General features: G+C 72.1%; 20 protein-coding genes. 12 read left to right on the forward strand and 8 right to left on the reverse strand.

The window, feature by feature from the left end; genetic code table 11:
* Positions 1–176 precede the first annotated feature (176 nt).
* The 4 genes from EAD98_RS07325 to EAD98_RS07340 all read left to right on the forward strand — a co-directional run bounded on the left by EAD98_RS07325 (position 177) and on the right by EAD98_RS07340 (position 4,969).
* On the forward strand, positions 177–863 hold the full coding sequence (locus EAD98_RS07325; RefSeq protein WP_121653291.1) for a response regulator transcription factor: 687 nt from the start codon (positions 177–179) through the stop codon (positions 861–863).
* Positions 864–1,144: 281 nt separating this feature from the next.
* Positions 1,145–1,912, forward strand: a complete 768-nt coding sequence (locus EAD98_RS07330) for an ABC transporter ATP-binding protein (protein ID WP_121653292.1) — start codon at positions 1,145–1,147, stop codon at positions 1,910–1,912.
* On the forward strand, positions 1,912–4,467 hold the full coding sequence (locus tag EAD98_RS07335) for an ABC transporter permease (RefSeq protein WP_121653293.1): 2,556 nt from the start codon (positions 1,912–1,914) through the stop codon (positions 4,465–4,467). The genes EAD98_RS07330 and EAD98_RS07335 overlap by 1 nt, the downstream gene beginning before the upstream one ends.
* A 124-nt stretch (positions 4,468–4,591) precedes the next feature.
* Positions 4,592–4,969 carry a carboxymuconolactone decarboxylase family protein gene (locus EAD98_RS07340; RefSeq protein WP_121653294.1) on the forward strand — a complete coding sequence of 126 codons (378 nt, stop codon included), beginning with the start codon at positions 4,592–4,594 and terminating at the stop codon, positions 4,967–4,969.
* Positions 4,970–4,985: 16 nt separating this feature from the next.
* Here the strand turns inward: EAD98_RS07340 and EAD98_RS07345 are convergent, their stop codons facing one another.
* Both EAD98_RS07345 and EAD98_RS07350 read right to left on the reverse strand, forming a co-directional pair.
* The gene (locus EAD98_RS07345) at positions 4,986–5,642 is read right to left on the reverse strand and encodes an HAD family phosphatase (protein ID WP_121653323.1); all 657 of its coding nucleotides are present in this window, start codon (positions 5,640–5,642) and stop codon (positions 4,986–4,988) included.
* Positions 5,643–5,869: 227 nt separating this feature from the next.
* Complete coding sequence (locus EAD98_RS07350; RefSeq protein ID WP_121653295.1) at positions 5,870–6,613, reverse strand: neutral zinc metallopeptidase; 744 nt, start codon at positions 6,611–6,613, stop codon at positions 5,870–5,872.
* Between the two features lie 182 nt (positions 6,614–6,795).
* Here EAD98_RS07350 and EAD98_RS07355 point away from each other — a divergent pair, with 182 nt between their 5' ends.
* Entirely contained in the window at positions 6,796–7,158 is a 363-nt protein-coding gene (locus EAD98_RS07355) for a hypothetical protein (protein WP_121653296.1), read from the forward strand.
* A gap of 5 nt (positions 7,159–7,163) precedes the next feature.
* Here the strand turns inward: EAD98_RS07355 and EAD98_RS07360 are convergent, their stop codons facing one another.
* Entirely contained in the window at positions 7,164–7,373 is a 210-nt protein-coding gene (locus tag EAD98_RS07360; protein ID WP_121653297.1) for a hypothetical protein, read from the reverse strand.
* A 221-nt stretch (positions 7,374–7,594) separates the two neighbouring features.
* Here EAD98_RS07360 and EAD98_RS07365 point away from each other — a divergent pair, with 221 nt between their 5' ends.
* On the forward strand, positions 7,595–7,987 hold the full coding sequence (locus EAD98_RS07365; protein ID WP_233583746.1) for a YciI family protein: 393 nt from the start codon (positions 7,595–7,597) through the stop codon (positions 7,985–7,987).
* Positions 7,988–7,990: 3 nt separating this feature from the next.
* Entirely contained in the window at positions 7,991–9,256 is a 1,266-nt protein-coding gene (locus EAD98_RS07370) for an RNA polymerase sigma factor (RefSeq protein WP_121653299.1), read from the forward strand.
* Positions 9,257–9,272: 16 nt separating this feature from the next.
* On the opposite strand, the gene EAD98_RS07375 is transcribed toward EAD98_RS07370, so the two are convergent.
* Positions 9,273–10,373 carry a calcium:proton antiporter gene (locus EAD98_RS07375; protein WP_121653300.1) on the reverse strand — a complete coding sequence of 367 codons (1,101 nt, stop codon included), beginning with the start codon at positions 10,371–10,373 and terminating at the stop codon, positions 9,273–9,275.
* Positions 10,374–10,510: 137 nt separating this feature from the next.
* Here EAD98_RS07375 and EAD98_RS07380 point away from each other — a divergent pair, with 137 nt between their 5' ends.
* The 3 genes from EAD98_RS07380 to helR all read left to right on the forward strand — a co-directional run bounded on the left by EAD98_RS07380 (position 10,511) and on the right by helR (position 13,776).
* On the forward strand, positions 10,511–10,873 hold the full coding sequence (locus tag EAD98_RS07380; protein ID WP_233583743.1) for a metalloregulator ArsR/SmtB family transcription factor: 363 nt from the start codon (positions 10,511–10,513) through the stop codon (positions 10,871–10,873).
* Positions 10,870–11,391, forward strand: coding sequence for an SRPBCC family protein (locus EAD98_RS07385; RefSeq protein ID WP_121653302.1), 522 nt, complete (start codon positions 10,870–10,872; stop codon positions 11,389–11,391). The genes EAD98_RS07380 and EAD98_RS07385 overlap by 4 nt, the downstream gene beginning before the upstream one ends.
* Before the next feature lie 240 nt (positions 11,392–11,631).
* Complete coding sequence (gene helR / locus EAD98_RS07390; protein ID WP_199723329.1) at positions 11,632–13,776, forward strand: RNA polymerase recycling motor ATPase HelR; 2,145 nt, start codon at positions 11,632–11,634, stop codon at positions 13,774–13,776.
* 7 nt (positions 13,777–13,783) lie between these two features.
* On the opposite strand, the gene mug is transcribed toward helR, so the two are convergent.
* A complete protein-coding gene (mug, locus tag EAD98_RS07395) occupies positions 13,784–14,356 on the reverse strand; it encodes a G/U mismatch-specific DNA glycosylase (protein WP_121653304.1) in 573 nt (190 codons plus the stop codon).
* A gap of 104 nt (positions 14,357–14,460) precedes the next feature.
* Between mug and EAD98_RS07400 the strand changes: the two genes are divergently transcribed.
* Together EAD98_RS07400 and EAD98_RS07405 are read left to right on the forward strand one after the other, a co-directional pair.
* Positions 14,461–15,204: a cyclopropane-fatty-acyl-phospholipid synthase family protein gene (locus EAD98_RS07400; protein WP_121653305.1), complete on the forward strand. Its 744-nt coding sequence runs from the start codon at positions 14,461–14,463 to the stop codon at positions 15,202–15,204.
* Positions 15,205–15,241: 37 nt separating this feature from the next.
* Positions 15,242–16,072 (forward strand): CPBP family intramembrane glutamic endopeptidase, encoded by an 831-nt coding sequence (locus tag EAD98_RS07405; protein WP_147457348.1) that lies wholly within the window; start codon positions 15,242–15,244, stop codon positions 16,070–16,072.
* On the opposite strand, the gene EAD98_RS07410 is transcribed toward EAD98_RS07405, so the two are convergent.
* The 3 genes from EAD98_RS07410 to EAD98_RS07420 form a co-directional block, all read right to left on the reverse strand.
* Entirely contained in the window at positions 16,069–16,332 is a 264-nt protein-coding gene (locus EAD98_RS07410) for a hypothetical protein (protein WP_121653307.1), read from the reverse strand. The two genes, EAD98_RS07405 and EAD98_RS07410, sit on opposite strands and share 4 nt — an antisense overlap.
* Positions 16,333–16,505: 173 nt before the next feature.
* Entirely contained in the window at positions 16,506–17,090 is a 585-nt protein-coding gene (locus EAD98_RS07415) for a hypothetical protein (protein WP_233583744.1), read from the reverse strand.
* 127 nt (positions 17,091–17,217) lie between these two features.
* Positions 17,218–17,799: a hypothetical protein gene (locus tag EAD98_RS07420; protein ID WP_121653308.1), complete on the reverse strand. Its 582-nt coding sequence runs from the start codon at positions 17,797–17,799 to the stop codon at positions 17,218–17,220.
* Positions 17,800–17,819 lie beyond the last annotated feature (20 nt).

Genomic DNA, 17,819 nt, shown 5'->3' on the forward strand with positions numbered 1-17,819 from the left:
TCAGGGCCCGCCGGCGGCCTCCCCGCCCCGAGCCCCGGAAAACTCGACCGGACCGGTGCCGCGCCGATCGGGACGCGACGGGCGGCCGACCTCTACGGTGGTCCGCGACACATCGGCGGCGGGCGCGCGGACGACCCGCGCGGCAGCACGACGTCGGCGCGGGACAGGGAGGCGAGATGACCGAACGGGCGGCCTCGACGCGACCGGTGCGGATCCTGCTCGCCGACGACCAGCCGCTGCTGCGCACCGGGTTCCGGATGGTGCTGTGCGCCGAGGGCGACCTGGACGTGGTGGCGGAGGCCGGCGACGGCCTGGAGGCGGTGGAGCTGTCCCGCCGGCTGCTGCCCGACGTCGTGCTGATGGACATCCGGATGCCCCGGATGGACGGGGTGGCCGCGACCCGCGCGATCGTCGACGCCCGGCTGCCGGTGCGGGTGCTGGTGCTGACCACGTTCGATCTGGACGAGTACGTGGTGGGCGCGCTGCGCGCCGGCGCCAGCGGGTTCCTGGCCAAGGACGTGCCGGCCGAGGAGCTGATCGCGGCGATCCGCACGGTGGCCGGCGGGGACGCGGTGGTGGCGCCACGGATCCTGCGGCGGCTGCTGGACCGCTTCGCCGATCTGCTGCCCGACCCGGCGGCGACGCCGTCGTCCGTGCTCAGCACGCTCACCGACCGGGAGCGCGAGGTCCTGGTGCAGGTGGCCCGTGGGCTGTCCAACGCCGAGATCGCGGCGGTGCTGTCGGTCAGCGAGACCACCATCAAGACCCACGTCGGGCACGTGCTGACCAAGCTGCGGCTGCGCGACCGGGTGCAGGCGGTGGTGCTGGCGTACGAGTCGGGGCTGGTCCGTCCCCGGGCGTAGCCCGTCCCGACCGCTACCTCCCTCGACGTACGCACAGATCCCTCCGTGGGGGGACGGCCCGGTTGCCGCGCTCACCTACCGTGACCGGGGATGGCTTCGCGCGGTTGACTCTCTCGTCGGGTCAGGGGCAACCCTGAGCCGGCATGGGGGTGCACCCGCAGCGTGAAATCCGCGCCGGATCCCCCCGTGGGCGGACGGGATGGGCGTGTGCAGCGCCGATGATTGACGTGCCGGACCAGCGGGGGCGGCGCGTATTGGCAGAGACGGAAGAGGTAGATGACGTGACCGCGACGGTAGGCCAGCAGGCGCAGGCCGCGGCCCGGGCGAACGACGTGTGGAAGGTGTACGGCAGCGGCGAGGCGCAGGTCATCGCGCTACGCGGGGTGAGCGCGGAGTTCGAACGCGGGCACTTCACCGCGATCATGGGCCCGTCGGGTTCCGGCAAGTCGACGTTGATGCACTGCCTGGCCGGTCTGGACTCGGTGACCCGGGGGACGGTGGCGATCGGTGAGACGACGGTCACCGGGCTGGGCGACTCGGGGCTGACGAAGCTGCGCCGGGACAAGGTGGGCTTCATCTTCCAGCAGTTCAACCTGCTGCCGACGCTGACGGCGAAGGAGAACATCCTGCTGCCGCTGTCGATCGCCGGGCGCAAGCCGGACCCGGCCTGGTACGACACGGTGATCGACACGGTCGGCCTGCGGGACCGGCTGGACCACCGGCCGGCGCAGCTCTCCGGCGGGCAGCAGCAGCGGGTGGCGTGCGCGCGGGCGTTGGTGTCCCGCCCCGAGGTGATCTTCGCGGACGAGCCGACCGGCAACCTGGACTCCCGCTCCGGCGCGGAGGTGCTCAACTTCCTGCGCAACTCGGTACGCGAGCACAACCAGACCATCGTGATGGTCACCCACGACCCGACGGCCGCCGCGTACGCCGACCGGGTGGTCTTCCTCGCCGACGGGCAGATCGTCTCGGAGCTGATCGAGCCGACCGCCGACACGGTGCTGGACACCATGAAGAAGCTGGACACTTCGGCCGAGGTGGGCAACTGATGTTCCGCGCGACGCTGAAGAGTCTGCTGGCCCGCAAGGTCCGGCTGATCCTGTCCGGGCTGGCGGTGGTGCTCGGAGTGATGTTCGTCTCCGGCGCCTTCGTGCTCACCGACACCCTGGGCCGCTCCTTCGACTCGGTCTTCGCCGACGGCTTCTCCGAGATCGACGTGAACGTTGCGGCGAAGCCGAAGGTGGAGGTCAGCGAGGTCCAGGGCGAGCAGACCGCCAACCCGGTGCCCGCCACGGTGGTGGACCGGGTGAAGCAGGTGCCGGGGGTGGCTTCGGCGACCGGCATCGTCAACGCCGACGGCGCCCGCGTGATCGGCAGCAACGGCAAGGTGGTCACCTCGTTCGGTCCGCCGCAGTTGGGCGAGAACTGGACCGGGGAGAGCGAGCTGCTGCAGCTGCGCGAGGGCCGCGGGCCGCAGGCCGAGGACGAGATCGTCATCAACAAGTCGCTCGCCACGGCGGCGAAGCTGCAGGTCGGCCAGAAGGTCGGGGTGCTCACCGCGTTCGAGTCGAAGAAGCGCGACTTCACGCTCGTCGGCATCCTCGGTTACAGCGGCGACCGGGACTCGATCGGTGGGGTCAACGAGGTCTTCTTCACCACCCCGGTGGCGCAGCGGTTGATGCTCGGCGCGCCGGACGCGTTCAGCAGCATCACCGTACGGGCCGCCGACGGGGTCTCCGACGAGACGCTGCGCGACGACGTGGCCCGCACCCTGGGCGCGCAGTACGAGGTGAAGACCGGTGAGCAGGTGGCCGCGGACGCCGCTGCCAGCCTCAAGGAGGGTCTCTCCTTCTTCAACAAGATCCTGCTCGGCTTCGCCGCGGTGGCGCTGCTGGTGGGCACCTTCCTGATCCTGAACACCTTCTCGATCATCGTCGCCCAGCGCACCCGGGAGTTGGCGCTGATGCGGGCCATCGGGGCCAGCGGCCGGCAGATCATCGGCTCGGTGGTGCTGGAGGCCATCGCGGTGGGGCTGATCGCCTCGGTGCTCGGCCTGGCGGCCGGCATCGGCGTGGGCGCGCTGCTGGCGTTCCTGTTCGGCAAGCTGGCCGGTGGGCTCACCCTGGCCGGGATCGGCGTGCCGGCGGCCGCGGTGATCGGCTCGTTCGCCGTCGGTCTGGTGATCACCGTGGTGGCGGCGCTGCTGCCGGCGCTGCGGGCGTCCCGGATCCCGCCGATCGCCGCCATGCAGGATGTGGCCACCCCGGACCGGCCGTTGACCAAGATCACGGTCGCCGGGTCGGTGGTCACCGGCATCGGCGCGGTGCTGCTCTTCCTGGGGCTCAGCGGCAACGCCGGCGGTCAGACGCTGCCCACCATCCTCGGTGGGGTGCTGTTCGCCTTCATCGGCGTGGCGCTGCTGACCCCGCTGATCAGCCGGCCGGTGGTGAGCCTGCTCGGCGCGATCTTCTCCTGGTCGGTGCCGGGCAAGCTGGGCCGGCTGAACTCGGGGCGCAACCCGCGCCGCACGGCGATCACCGCCGCGGCGCTGATGGTCGGCATCGCGTTGGTCACCGGCGTCACGGTGATCCTCGACTCGGCCAAGGGCAGCATCAGCGCCCTCGCCGACGACACCATCAAGGCCGAGCTGGTGATCTCCGGGGTGCAGGGCGGTCCGCGACCGCCGAGTTTCGACCCGGGGGTGCTGGACCGGGCCAAGACCCTGCCCGGCGTGCAGATGGTCGACGGCGAGTACGGCGACATGGCGAAGCTCAACGGCGAGAGCACCTGGGTCGCGGCGAGCAGCGACGTCGCGTCGCTGCGGCAGATCTTCGGCGCCAAGCCGACCGCCGGTGACATCGACCGGCTCAGCCCGACCCAGATGCTGGTCAGCTCGGACACCGCCGACTCCCGCGGGCTGTCGGTCGGCTCGACGGTGAACGTGCAGCTGACCCGTGGCGAGGCGCGGACGTACACGGTCAGCGGCATCTACGAGTCCTCCCAGCTGACCAACCCGGTGGTGCTGCCGGTGACGGCGGCGAAGGACTTCGCCATCCCGCAGCCCATCCAGGGCTTCATCCAGCTGGCTCCCGGCACTCGGGTCGCGGACGTGCAGCCGCAGGTGGAGACGCTGCTCGCCGACAGCCCCGAGGTGTCGGTGGCCGACCGGGCGGAGTTCATCAAGCAGCAGACCAGTCAGCTCGACGGGCTGCTCACGATGATCCAGATTCTGCTGGCGCTGGCCATCGTGATCGCCGTGCTGGGCATCATCAACACCCTGGCGCTGTCGGTGCTGGAGCGGACCCGCGAGCTGGGTCTGCTGCGGGCGATCGGCCTGCGCCGCGGGCAGACCATGGGCATGATCACCGTGGAGGCGGTGGTGATCTCCGTGTTCGGCGCGCTGCTCGGTGTGGTGGTCGGTAGCGGCCTCGGCGCGGCGGTGGTCGAGGCGCTCAAGGACGAGGGGATCACCGACCTGATCCTGCCGTGGGGGCAGATGGGTGTCTTCCTCGGTCTCGCCGCGATCATCGGGGTGGTGGCCGCGGTGCTCCCGGCGGTCCGGGCGGCCCGGATCAACGTCCTGGGCGCGATCGCCCACGACTGACCGGTCACCACGAGACCCCGGCGCCGTGCGTGGCGCCGGGGTCTCGTGCTGTGCGACCTGGCCGAATGTCCTCGGACGCGGACGTCGAGCTGCCAGGATGACCGTGCGGGCCGGAAGGGGTGACATGACCGACCAGGATTCCTACCAGCGGGCACTGGACAACGCCGAGCGGCTGCTCGGCCAGCCACTCGCGCTGCCGCTGGGCGACGGCGAGCCGCCGGTGGGGCAGGATTTCCGCCGCCTCGCCACCGTGCAGACCTTCGGCGAGGCGTGGCCCCGCGAGGGGTTGGACCTGCGCAGCCGCTGCCTGGTCTCGGTGGCGATCGCCGCAGCCCTCGGCACCCACGAGCCGCTGCGCGGCCAGCTGCGCATCGCCCTGCACTCGGGGGTGACCAGGGAGGAGATCGTCGAGTTGTTCATCCACCTGGCCGCGTACGCGGGGGCCGCCCGGGCGTTCGACGGCTATCAGGTGGTCGCGGCGGTCTTCGCCGAGCGCCCCTGACCCGCGCCGACCCCGGTCAGCCGGTCGCGCCGGCCCGGTTGACCACCAGCGCGGTCAGCAGATCCAGGTCCACGCCGGTCAGGCTCTCCACCTGGTGTACGCCGGGCATGTCCGGCAGGGGCGCCTCCGCGGGTACGGCCAGCACCGCCGCACCGGCGGCGAACGCGCTGGCCACCCCGGTCGCCGAGTCCTCGATCGCCACGCAGTGGCCGATCGGCACGTCCAGCAGCCGGGCGGCGGTCAGGTACGGCTCGGGGTGCGGCTTGGTCGCGACCACCTCGTCGCCGCACACCACCGCGTCGAAGTTGTCCCGCCCGAGGGTGTCCAGGGCGATCTCGACCAGTGGCCGCACGCTGGAGGTGACCAGCGCGGTGGGGATGCCCGCCGCCCGGACGGCGCGCAGCAGGGCGAACGCTCCGGGACGCCAGGACAGCCCGGTGCGGAACAGGTCCAGGATCCGGGCGTTGATCCACGCCGCGCTGGCCTCCGGGTCCCGTTCGGGCTGACCCAGGTCGTCGTGCACGATCCGCATCGACTCGGCCATGCTGGTGCCGACGATCGTCCGGCGGGCGGCGACGGAGAGTTCGCCGCCGTACTCGCGCGCGAGCTCCTGGAGGGCGACGTCCCACAGCTTCTCGCTGTCGACCAGCGTGCCGTCCATGTCGAAGAGCACGGCGGCGGGGTGATGGCTGCTCAGCGGATCCTCCAGGGTCGGTGCGGTACCGCACCGATTCTCCACCGCCTCCCGTCGACGGGTGCCCGATGGTCGACGCCGGGAGACGTAGGGCACGTCCCGGCAGCCGCGCCGGACGAGCGTCAGGAGACCCGGTGGTGGCGGCGACGACGGCATTTGAGCGCTGCCGGCGCCGGGCGTTGCCGGGTCACGACAGGCCTGTGCCCCTAGGTCAGGTCGCAGGCCTGCAGGGAGCGCTCGTAGCCACGGAAGAACGACTCGGTGCGCTGCTCGGAGGTGCCGTGCGAACCCTCGGCGAACCACGGCTGGTCCGGGTCGTCGCCGACCGCCGCCACGCCCTCGCGGAACTCCTCCAGGTCGCCCTCGGCCAGGCTCAGGTCGCCGGAGCGCACCGAGTCGCCCAGGTACGCCCCGGCCATGCAGTCGGCCTGCAACTCCTGCTGGATGGTGAAGCTGTAGTTGATGCCGAGCCGCACCTGGATGCCGTGGGCGTACTCGTGACCGAGCAGGTAGAACACGAACGCGTCACCGACCTGGCGGAACGCCGCCACCGACCAGGCGATGTCGTACGCGATGAAGTCCCCCTGTGAGCAGTAGACCGCGTTGTTGCGCGGCAACGCCTGGCCGCCGCACGACACCTCGCCGGCCCGCTGGTACGGGGTGATCCGCCGGATCGGCTGGAAGCGCTGCCCGGACGCCTTGAACTGGGCCGCCCAGTACCGCTCGGCGACCGCCTGGGCGTCGGCGACGTCCTGCTCGAACTCGGCGACGCTGGTGGTGCTGTCCGCCCGGGTGGTGCTCGGCCCCGGCGAGGCGGCCGACCCGCTCGGCGCCGGGCGCTCACCCTCCGGCTCGGCCAGCCCCCCGCCGGCGCACGCCGCCGACACCAGCGCGGCGATCAGCAGGCCCACCAGCGGACCCCGGGCATCGCGTCCTGATCGTGCCCCCACTGTGCCTCCCCTGGCGTGCGTGCTGAGCTTCGCAGTACCCCGACGATACGGTCGCCATGCCCACCGCCACATTTCACGTGCGCGGCCGCCCGGTGGTTCACGGCTCCCGCCGGTTCACGGCGTCGCCGCCGAACCGCCACAATGGGCCGGGCGGGTGTCACCGTCCGGTGAGGAGGGTCGTCGTGCACGTGCTGGGTAGCCGCCGGCGCAGCCAGCCCGCCCCGCCGCACATCGTGTGGCGCTCGCTGCGCGACCCGTACGAGGCCGGCAGCCGGCCCTGGCTGGAGCTGCGCGACGACGAGGTGGCGCCCCGGGTGGTGGCGGGCTACGCGCCGGTGCTGCTGATCTGGTCGTCGCTGTGGCCGCACCGGCCCCTCGACCGGGTCCGCTTCGACCTGGCTCGCGAGCCGTCCGGCCCGGACTGCGCGCTGCGCTGGACACTCACCACCGACGGCGAACTGCCGAGCGAGAGCACCCTCGGGTACCTGCGACACCGGCTCAACTACCTGATCAACAACCGGCTGCGGCTCTCCTACGGGCAGTGACCCGGTCACCCGGTGCTGTCGCGGCCCCGCTGCCACACGTCGCCCTGCTCGGCGTGCCTCTCCGCCTCGTACCGCTGCTGGACGGCCCGGGCGTCCCGCCCGGCGGCGTCGTCGTCGCCGGAGCGCAACCGCGCCCGGTCACGCCACGCCACCAGTCCGAACGCCCCACCCCCCAGCGCGGCGAAGACCCCGACCACCACCCAGACCGCCGTCATCCCGCCACCCTAACCATCCACCACCACCCGCCGCGCGCACTGATCATGAGGTTGTCGCCGGGCGGCGCGGCGTGTCGGAACGACAACCTCATGATCGACGCGCGGGGGATCCGCGCGGTGCCGGCGGGTCGTAGCGTGTCCGGGTGGGGTGGGTGGCTTCGACGTCTCCGGTGAAGCGACGCCGGGACGGCGTCGGGACAGGAGGGACCATCGTGAAGTACATGATTCTGCTCTACGGCTCGCAGAAGGACTACGACGTGCTGACCGGCCGGACGACCGACCGGCCGGCCATGTCGGCCGAGCAGATCGCGGCCATGCACAAGCACATGGAGACGTTCCACCAGGCGCTCGCCGAGTCCGGGGAGCTGGTCGACGCCCGAGGGCTCAGCGAGCCGGTGCACGCCCGCCGTGTGCAGGTGCGCGACGGCGCGCCGGTGGTCACCGACGGCCCGTACCCGGAGACGCAGGAGGTCCTCGCGGGCTACACGATCGTGGAGTGCGCCAGCTTCGACCGGGCCACCGAGATCGCCGCCGGCCTGGTCGACCCCGACGCCCCCGGCGGGTACGTGGACGTGCGGCCGGTGCTGGACGGCGTCGAGGACCTGGCCGGCTGACCGGTGCCGGAGACCGCTCCTGCCGTCGAGGACCTGCTGCGTGCGCTGGCGCCGCAGGTCCTCGGCGCGCTGGTGCGTCGCTACGGGCACTTCGACACCGCCGAGGACGCCGTCCAGGAGGCGCTGATCGCCGCGGCGAACGCTTGGCCGCGCGACGGCGTGCCGGACAGCCCCCGGGGCTGGCTGATCACCGTCGCGTCCCGCCGGCTGACCGATCTGCTGCGCAGCGAGCAGGCCCGGATGCGACGCGAGGACACCGTGGCGCGGTGGGTGCTGCCCGAGCAGTGGCAGGCGCCCGACGCCGACCGGCCGCCGGCGGCGGACGCCGACGACACGCTCATTCTGCTGTTCCTCTGCTGCCATCCGGCGCTGTCGCCGGCCTCGCAGATCGCGCTCACACTGCGCGCGGTGGGCGGGTTGAGCACCGCCGAGGTGGCCCGGGCGTTCCTGGTGCCGGAGCCGACGATGACCCGGCGGATCAGCCGGGGCAAACAGCGGATCCGGGACAGCGGGCTGCGGTTCGCGCCGCCCACCGGCCCGGAGCGCGCCGACCAGCTCGCCGCCGTGCTGCACGTGCTGTACCTGATCTTCACCGAGGGGTACGCGCGCACCGCCGGGCCGGGGCTGCTGCGCGGCGACCTGACCGCCGAGGCCATCCGGCTGACCCGACTGGTGCACCGCCTGCTGCCGGACGATCCCGAGGTCACCGGGCTGCTCGCGCTGATGCTGCTCACCGACGCGCGCGCCCCGGCCCGGATCGGCGCGTACGGCGAGCTGGTGCCGATGGCCGAGCAGGACCGGGGCCGGTGGCGGGCCGACCAGATCGCCGAGGGGGTCGAGCTGATCACCGCGGCGCTGCCGCGCGGGGTCGTCGGGCCGTACCAGTTGCAGGCGGCCATCGCGGCCGTGCACGACGAGGCGCCCAGCGCGGCGGCCACCGACTGGGCGCAGATCACCGCCCTGTACGAGGTGCTGCTGGGCATCTCCGACAACCCGGTGGTGGCGCTCAACCACGCGGTGGCCGTGGCGATGAGCCGGGGCGCGCCGGCCGGGCTGGCGCTGCTCGCCGAGCTGGCCGACGACGCCCGGCTCGCCGACGATCCCCGCCTACCGGCCGCCCGCGCCCACCTGTGGGAGCTGATCGGTGCACGGGTCGCGGCGCGCGAGGCGTACCGGATGGCGGCGGCACGGTCGACGAACCTCGCCCAGCAGCGCTACCTGAACGCCCGCGCGGACCGGCTGGCGGACGACGCGCCGGCGGCCGACTGACGCCGGCGGCGGCGCGTCAGGGGCTGGCGGCCAGGAAGACGAAGGCGGCCATCAACACCAGGTGTACGCCGCCCTGCAGCACATTGGCCCGGCCCGGCACCACGGTCAGCACCGCGGTCACCGCGGTGAGCGCGAGCAGCGCGAGCTGGGTGCCGCCGAGACCCAGCAGCAGCGGGCCTTCCAACCAGATCGAGGCGATCGCTATGGCCGGGATGGTCAGGCCGATGCTGGCCATCGCCGAGCCGAGGGCGAGATTGAGGCTGATCTGCACCCGGTCGCGGCGGGCGGCGCGGGCCGCGGCCAGGGTCTCCGGCAGCAGCACCAGCAGCGCGATGATCACACCCACGAACGCGTGGGGAAGGTTCGCCGCCGCCACCCCGGCTTCGATGGTCGGCGAGACGGTCTTGGCGTCGCCGACCACCGCCACCAGCGCCACCAACAGCAGCCCCAGGCTGACCAGCGCGGCGCGGGTCGTCGGCGGCTTCGCGTGCTCCTCGGCGTCGATCACCCGGCCCTGGCTGTCGACCGGCAGGAAGTAGTCGCGGTGCCGGCCGGTCTGCACCAGCACGAACAGCCCGTAGAGCGCCAGCGACGCCACGGCGGCGAAGGCGAGCTGGGCCGGACTGAACTCCGGGCCCGGGCGGGCCGTGGTGAAGGTCGGAATGACCAGGCTCAGCGTGGCCAGGGTGATCACGGTGGCCAACGCCCCGCCGGTGCCCTCCGGGTTGAACACCGCCACCCGCCGGCGCAGCGCCCCGAGCAGCAGGGACAGGCCCAGTATCCCGTTACAGGTGATCATGACGGCGGCGAAGACGGTGTCCCGCGCGAGCGACTGGGTCTTCTCCGGTCCGCTGATCATCAACGTGACGATCAGGGCGACCTCGATCACGGTGACCGCGACGGCGAGCACCAGCGAGCCGTACGGCTCACCCACGCGGTGGGCGACCACCTCGGCGTGGTGCACGGCCGCGAGCACCGCGCCACCCAGCAGCGCCGCCACCACCACGACGACGGGCGCGGGTAGCTCCCGCCCCCACGTCACGAACAGCATCAGCACGGCGAGCACCGGTACGGCGACGGTCCAGTCGGTCAGGCGGGAACGAAGCAGGGCGGCCATGCGATAAAGACTGCCAGGTCGGGTGATCATGTGCCCACCATCGACGCAGCGGTTTCGAGCGACGGATGTCTCCCTTGACGAAAAGTGCGCACCTTCCTACTCGCGCAAACACGTAACTCATGGGTTACGCTTTGGGCGTGGACGAGGTGGCCACCGCGATCGCGGACCCGGTACGGCGGCGCATCCTGACCATGCTGCGCGACGAGCCGCTGGCCGCGGGCGAGATCGCCCAGCGCTTCGCGATCAGCCGGCCCGCGATCAGCCGCCATCTGCGGGTGTTGCGCGAGAGCGGGCTGGTCCGCGACGACCTGGTCGGCCGCAGGCGGATCTACCGCCTCGACCCCGGCCCGCTCGCCGAACTGGTCGACTGGCTCGCCCAGCTGGTCACCGCCGACCGGTGGGAGCGGCACCTCGACGCGTTGGAGACCGAGGTCTATCGAACCCGCAGGGAACGCCGCAGCGGCGGCCCGGCGGAGCACCGAAGGGAGCACACGGCATGACCCGTACACCCGCCGGACGACTGTTTCGCACCGACACCGGCCACGATCTCGTTCTCACCCGCACGTTCCGCGCCCCGGCGGCGGACGTGTGGGCCAGCCTGACCGAACCGGAGCGCACCGCCCGCTGGTTCGGCCCCTGGGAGGGCGACGCCGCGCCCGGGCGGACCATCCGGGTGCAGATGGCGTACGAGGAGCAGCAGCCCTGGTGCGACGTCCACATCGACGCCTGTGAACCGCAGCGTCGACTGGCCGTGTCGATGATCGACAGCTACGGAAGCTGGCTCCTGGAGATGGAGCTGTCCGAGGCGGACGGCAGGACCGAGCTGCGGTTCGTCCAGCACCTCACCAGCGTGGAGGGCATCGCCGAGGTGGGCGCCGGCTGGGAGTACTACCTGGACATGCTGGTCGCGTCCCGGGACGGCTCACCCCGGCCCGAGTTCGACGAGTACCACCCCGCGATGCAGCCCTACTACCAGGCGCTCACCCGATCGGCCCCCGACTCCGCCCGGCACGCCTGAGGCCGCGCTCCGGGCTCGCGGAGGACGGCGACATCTGGGTCAGGGAAAGCGTCCGTCAGAGCGGACGTTCACGGGAAAGGAGGGCACACCCACTCCCCGCCACTTCTAAGGTATAGCGCACCGGGGGGCTTGCGGCAAGACCCCGGTCATGCCGCAGAATCGCCGACCGAGGCCAGGACCTGCGGAAATCGTAGTCACGGTTTCCCCGCCACCTCAGATCGGAGCCGATGAGTGAACCCCCTGACCACCAGCGTGTTCGACCTTCCCGACCATCTCTCTCCCAAGGCCGACCCGGCGCTGGTCGACCGCGACGAGCGGCACTTCGCGGCCCTCGCGGAGAGCCTTGCGGAGTTGCACGCCGAGCTGTCCGAGCGTCTCGACAGCGCTCGCAAGGCGCCCGGGGGCAAGGGCCGTCAGGCGGTGGACCGGGACATGGAGGTCCGCCGGCTGACCGCTCGCCTGCGCGCACTGAGCCGCTTCGGTCTGGACCTGTGCATCGGACGCATGGTCGGCACGGACAACCCCGAGCCCGTGTACGTCGGACGGCGTGGCCTCACGGACAGCGCCGGTCGTCGGCTGTTGCTCGACTGGCGCTCCCCCGCGGCTGAGCCGTTCTTCGGCGCGACCCACGGCAACCCGATGGGTCTGGCCAGCCGCCGCAGGTATCGCTGGACCCGTGGCCGGATCAGCGACTACTGGGACGAGGTGTTCACGCCGGACGGGTTGGAGGGGCACGCGGCGCTCGACGACCAGTCCGCCTTCATCGCCAGCCTGGGCGGCAGCCGGTCGACCCGGATGCGGGACGTGCTCGGCACCATCCAGGCCGACCAGGACGCCATCATCCGCGCGGGGTCCCGCGGCGCTCTCGTCGTCGACGGCGGTCCCGGTACGGGAAAGACCGTCGTCGCCCTGCACCGCACCGCCTACCTCCTCTACTCCGACCCGCGCCTCGGTCACCGTCGGGGCGGCGTGCTGTTCGTCGGTCCGCACCAGCCCTACCTGGCCTACGTCGGCGACGTCCTGCCCAGCCTCGGCGAGGAGGACGTGCAGACCTGCACGCTGCGGGATCTCGTGCCCGAGGGCGCCGCGGCGACCGTCGAGACCGACCCGGAGGTGGCCCGCCTGAAGTCGTCCGCGGATCTGGTGCAGGCGATCGAGGCGGCCGTCAGGTTCTACGAGGAGCCGCCGACCACACCCATGACGGTCACGGCCGGCGACGCCGAAGTGCGGCTGAGCGCCGACGACTGGGCCGAGGCGTTCCGGGCGCCGGGGCCCGGCACCCCGCACAACGAGGCCCGGGACGAGATCTGGGAGGAGTTGCTCACGATCCTGCTGGAGAAGTACGACGGCGACGAGCCGGACGACCTGGTCCGCAGGTCGCTGCTGCAGAACCGGGAACTGCTCACGACCGTCAACCGCGCGTGGCCTCTGCTCGAACCGACGGACCTCGTCGGTGACCTGTGGTCGGTGCCGGCCTACCTGCGCAGGTGCGCGCCCTGGCTCAGTCCGGACGAGGTCCGGAAGCTTCAGCGCGGCGACGCCCAGGCCTGGACGGTGTCCGACCTGCCCTACCTGGACGCGGCACGGCAGCGGCTCGGCGATCCGGAGGCGTCCGGGCGCAAACGCCAGCACGATGCCGCCGTCGCCGTCGAACGCGAGCGCAGGGCCACGGTCATCGACGAGCTGATCGAGGCCCAGGTCTACGACGACGGTGAAGGCGTCCTGTCGAGCCTGCGCCAACTGGATCTCCAGGACGCCCTGGTCGACGAGACCGCGCTGCCCAGCACCGACCCGGACCAGCTCGCCGGCCCGTTCGCGCACATCGTCGTGGACGAGGCTCAGGAACTGACCGACGCGGAGTGGCAGATGTTGCTGCTCCGCTGCCCGTCCCGGAGCTTCACCATCGTCGGGGACCGCGCCCAGGCCAGGCACGGATTCACCGAGTCGTGGCAGGAACGGCTTGAGCGGATCGGGCTCGACCGGATCGACGTGGCCTCCCTGAGCATCAACTACCGGACGCCGAAGGAGGTCATGGCGGAAGCTGAGCCGGTCATCCGGGCCGTGCTCCCCGACGCCAACGTGCCGACGTCCATCCGCGGCAGCGACGTCCCTGTCGTACACGGATCTGCTTCTGACCTGGGGTCGATCCTCGACACCTGGCTCGCCGCGCACTCCGACGGCATCGCCTGCGTCATCGGTGACCCCACGTTCCCGACGACGTCCCGCGTCCGGTCGCTGACCCCGGAGCTGTCGAAGGGCCTCGAATTCGACCTGGTCGTCCTCGTCGACCCCGAGTCGTTCGGCGCCGGCATCGAGGGAGCGGTCGACCGCTATGTCGCGATGACCCGGGCGACCCAGCAACTGGTCATCCTCACGAGCTCCTGACGGGTTCTCACCGCCGGAGCGTCTCCTCGTGCAGCGCCGCGAACTCGGCGGTCAACGCCGGCAGCGGGAAGTGCGCGTTCAGGCCGCTGGGGTTGGGCAGCACCCAGACCCGGGCTGGGCCCAGCCGATCCGGCTGCGGGCCCAGCCCGGCCCGGGGCCGGACAAAGGCGATCCGGTACGCGGTCACCCCGAGGACGGCCACCCACCGCGGCCGGTGCCGCTCGGTCTTCACCGCCAACGCCGCCACCCCGGCCACCAGCTCGGTCGACGTCAGCTCGGCGGCGCGGGCGGTGGCCCGGTTGCTCAGGCTGGTGATCCCCAGTCCCTGCCGCAGCAGCTCGTCGCGTTCCCACGGGCGCAGCTCCCGGTCCGTGAAGCCGGAGCGGTGCAGGGCCGGCCAGAAGCGGCTGCCCCGCCGGGCGAAGTGCTCTCCCACGGCGGCGGAGTAGAGGCCCGGGTTGAAGCCGCAGAACAGCACCCGAAGACCGGGACCGATCACATCCACCAGTCCGCGGCCGGCCGCCGCCGCCACCTCCTGCGGGGTCGGCCGCCGGAGGTGCCCCGGCTCGCCCGTGTCCATCCCACCGATCCTGCCGTACGGTCCGCCGACCGGACACGACTTCCGGGGCGACGGGGGGGCGGCCCGGGCGTGCGCCGTCGATCACGGCTTGACACCCTTAACGGATGCAGTCCATCGACCACCTCGCCACCAGCCGCTACGCCCGGATGCGCTGGAACACCCCACTGTCCGAGGAGCACGCGTCCCTGCTGCTCCAACGGCTCGACGTCCGCCCCGGCTCGCGCGTGCTCGACCTCGGCTGCGGCTGGGGCGAGCTGTTGCTCAGGGCGGTCGCCGCGGGCGGCGTCGGCGGCCCGGTCGCGACGAGGGGCGTCGGCGTCGACACCGACGACGCCGCGCTGGCCCGGGGGCGGAGGCTGGCCGCCGGCCGGTCGCTGAACCGGCACGTCGCGTTCGTGATGGGCGAGGCGGCGGCCTGGCATGAGCCGGCCGACCGGGTCCTGTGCGTCGGCTCCGCGCACGCCTTCGGCGGCACCGGCGCAGCCCTCGACGCGCTCGCCACCGTGGTCCGGCCCGGTGGACGTCTGCTGTTCGGCGAGGGGTTCTGGGAGCGTCCCCCGAGCGGGGAGGCCGAGCAGATCTTCGGGGCGGAGGTCACCGATCTGGCGGGCCTCGTCGAGGCCGCGCGTGGGCGCGGCTGGCGGGTCCTGCACCTGAGCACCGCCGACCAGCGGGAGTGGGACGACTTCGAGTCCACCTGGCTCGCCGGTCGGCAGGAGTGGCTGCTGACCTACCCGGAGGATCCCCGCGCGGCGGAGGTCCGCGCGGAACTCGACGACCGGCTGCGCCAGTACGTCACGGTCTATCGGGGAATGCTCGGCCTCGCCTATCTCGTCCTCGGTCGGTGACAGTCCGTTCTTGACCTCGGTCGCTACGGTACGGGTGGTGAGCGGTCGACCTCGCGATCCCCACGTACGCCCCGCCCTGCACTGGCGAATCCTCATCGTGTTCGCCGGCACCGTGCTGGTGTGGCTGTTCGTCTACCACGACGCCCTGCTCGGCCGTGACTACGACCGCCCGACCCATGTCGCCCGAGCCGTCCTCACGACGCTGCTCGTCGTACCCCTGGTGGTGGCCGCCCGCCGGCTGCTGGACCGGCGGCCCTGGACCGGCCTCGGGTTGCCCTCCCTGCGCACCGGCTGGCGGCACCTGCTGCTCGGCATGGCCTGCTGGCTTGTGCCCGCCGCCCTGGGGTTCGCGCTCTGCCTCGGTTTCGGCTGGGTCGAGATCAGCGTGCGCACCTCCGCCGCGGACGCCCTGCGGGTGGCGGCCCTTCTGGTCGCGCTCGTCTTCCTCTACGAGGCGCTGCCGGAGGAGCTCGTCTTCCGCGGCTACCTGTACCGCAACCTCGCCACCCGGTTGCCGGCCTGGCAGGCCGTCACCGGGCAGGCCCTGCTGTTCACCCTGTTCGGGTTCCTCGTCGGCGCCGCCACCTCCCCCGACCGGCTCCTCCTCTTCCTCGTCTTCGCCCTCCTCCTCGGCGCCTTCCGCCTCGCCACCGGTGACATCTGGGCGGGCATCGGCTTCCACCTGGCCTTCCAGACCGTCGCCCAGCTGTTCGGCGAGATCGGAGGCGTCTTCGACGTCACCGGAGCGACCGTCCTGAGTCTCGTCGCCCTCGGTGGCCTGCCGTTCTCGCTCGGCTGGATCGCCATGCGACGGCTCCACCGGGACCGCCTGCGGTGGCAGGCCGTCGAGCCGGACCACGCTTCCTAGACGGCCGGATTGCCCGGCGGGGTGCGCTGCAGGCGCATGACGTAGGAGATGACGGCGATGGCGAGCGTCTTCAGCACCGAGATGCCGACGACCGTCCAGTACTCGCTGGTGAACGCGCCATCCCAGCCGGACACCGCCTCGTAGAGGACCGGCAGCACGGCGATCAGCACGTCGGTGATGAGCCCCTGCACGACGGTACGCACGGCCCGGTTGCGGGCGTCGGCCTTCGCGGGCAGGGGTGTGGTGGGGGTGATGGTCATGGGGTGCCTCCTCGGACTTTCCGGAGCCGATGCCCGATGCCGCCGTCGTTGGCGTGTCCAGCGTTCCTCGGCGGAGGAAAGGACCGCCACCGCGCAGACGGGACAGGTCGGGCGTGCACGCCAAAAGGAACAAACCTGGCAGGCCTTGGGCCTCCGGTCCGCGGCGGCGCTGGTCAGGAGTCCGCCGGCACCCCGGCTTCGAGTTGGCCGATCATCGGGGCCAGGAGGTCGTTGAGTTCCCGAGCCAGCACCGTGACGGCTCTGCGCGCCGCTGGCGCCACGGACTCATCCGGCCCGTCCGGGGCCGGCGGCAGATCACCGAGCGGAATCGGCGCGTCCACCTGCAGCACCGCGCGCAGGTGCGGGCTGCGTGTCCGATCCTGCTCCGACGGCGTCGTGTACTGGCCGAACAACTGCGGCCAGTCCCGCCAGCCAGGGTCACGCTGCCACTGCTTCGTCCAGGTCAGCTCCGCCGGCCACCGCGAGACGACAGTCACCGCGCAGAGCATGCTCCCGTCCCACGGGCTTCGCGAGCAGGTCGCCGAGATGATTCGCCGGTGCCAGCGGACGAAGCCCGGGGACAGCTCGGCGGCCAACCGCCACGCCGTGGCCGCGAACGCCACCGGCGCGATGTCACCCCAGGTGTCGGCGAACTCGTCGATCCGACCCAGCACCTCAGCCTCGTAGCGGCCGCGCCCATCGATGCCGTGCTCCCGGTCGAACTGCTCGTCGAGCCAGAAGGCGCGCGGTTCAGGCATCCCCATCACCACCCAACGTCGTGGCATCCATCAGGTCATCCGCACCCGAGCCGCCGAGCACACCATGACACAGGAGGGCGGTCGGCGTGGGAGGGGCAGCAGAGCCGGGGGCCTGCCGGGGTCGCGCCTAGACGCCCGCACCCGATGCGACGGCTTCCGTGTACGACATCATCAGCGGAGCGCAATCGAGGTTCAGCGCGTGCAGGACCGCATGATGCTGCTCCTCGGCCCTGAGCTCGGAACGACCGAGCGCGACGCCCAGCTCCGCCTCGTCGACCGGCGCGACGCCGAGCGCCACGAACGCAGCCGGATCGGCCCCGTAAGCGCCCGAGGGTGGGGTCGCGTCCGGCGGATACGGGCGGCCGAGCATGTCGAACAGGATCTCGTTGTCGTCGTCGTCCCAGGTCTCGACGAGATAAGCCTGATCAGACAGGTACTCGTGGTAGCGGCTGCCGTCGCGGAACAGCATGGCCACCAGGACATCGGAGTCGAACACGTCGAACGAGGTGGCCACGCTGCCCTGGGCCAGGCTCAGCAGCTGCGCCAGCTTCTCGGTCTCGGCGTGGATGCCGTCCACCTGTGACGGCACGACCGCCCACCGAGACTCCGCGACCGGGATGATCACGGCCGTCTGCTGCGCCGCGGCCACCGCGGCACGGACATCGGCGAGACTGCCCGTGGCGAGAACGGTCTGATAGCTGCTGCCCACGAGCGGAGATCGTACCGGCA

The organism is Micromonospora sp. CV4 (genome assembly GCF_003667455.1).
GTDB lineage: Bacteria > Actinomycetota > Actinomycetes > Mycobacteriales > Micromonosporaceae > Micromonospora.

Coding starts and splice junctions, on each gene's coding strand:
- EAD98_RS07335 (WP_121653293.1), top strand. CDS start 1,912: ATGTTCCGCGCGACGCTGAAGAGTCTGCTGGCCCGCAAGGTCCGGCTG.
- EAD98_RS07340 (WP_121653294.1), top strand. CDS start 4,592: ATGACCGACCAGGATTCCTACCAGCGGGCACTGGACAACGCCGAGCGG.
- EAD98_RS07375 (WP_121653300.1), bottom strand. CDS start 10,373: ATGGCCGCCCTGCTTCGTTCCCGCCTGACCGACTGGACCGTCGCCGTA.
- EAD98_RS07385 (WP_121653302.1), top strand. CDS start 10,870: ATGACCCGTACACCCGCCGGACGACTGTTTCGCACCGACACCGGCCAC.
- EAD98_RS07360 (WP_121653297.1), bottom strand. CDS start 7,373: ATGACGGCGGTCTGGGTGGTGGTCGGGGTCTTCGCCGCGCTGGGGGGT.
- EAD98_RS07365 (WP_233583746.1), top strand. CDS start 7,595: ATGATTCTGCTCTACGGCTCGCAGAAGGACTACGACGTGCTGACCGGC.
- mug (WP_121653304.1), bottom strand. CDS start 14,356: ATGGACACGGGCGAGCCGGGGCACCTCCGGCGGCCGACCCCGCAGGAG.
- EAD98_RS07400 (WP_121653305.1), top strand. CDS start 14,461: ATGCAGTCCATCGACCACCTCGCCACCAGCCGCTACGCCCGGATGCGC.
- EAD98_RS07410 (WP_121653307.1), bottom strand. CDS start 16,332: ATGACCATCACCCCCACCACACCCCTGCCCGCGAAGGCCGACGCCCGC.
- EAD98_RS07325 (WP_121653291.1), top strand. CDS start 177: ATGACCGAACGGGCGGCCTCGACGCGACCGGTGCGGATCCTGCTCGCC.
- EAD98_RS07415 (WP_233583744.1), bottom strand. CDS start 17,090: ATGCCTGAACCGCGCGCCTTCTGGCTCGACGAGCAGTTCGACCGGGAG.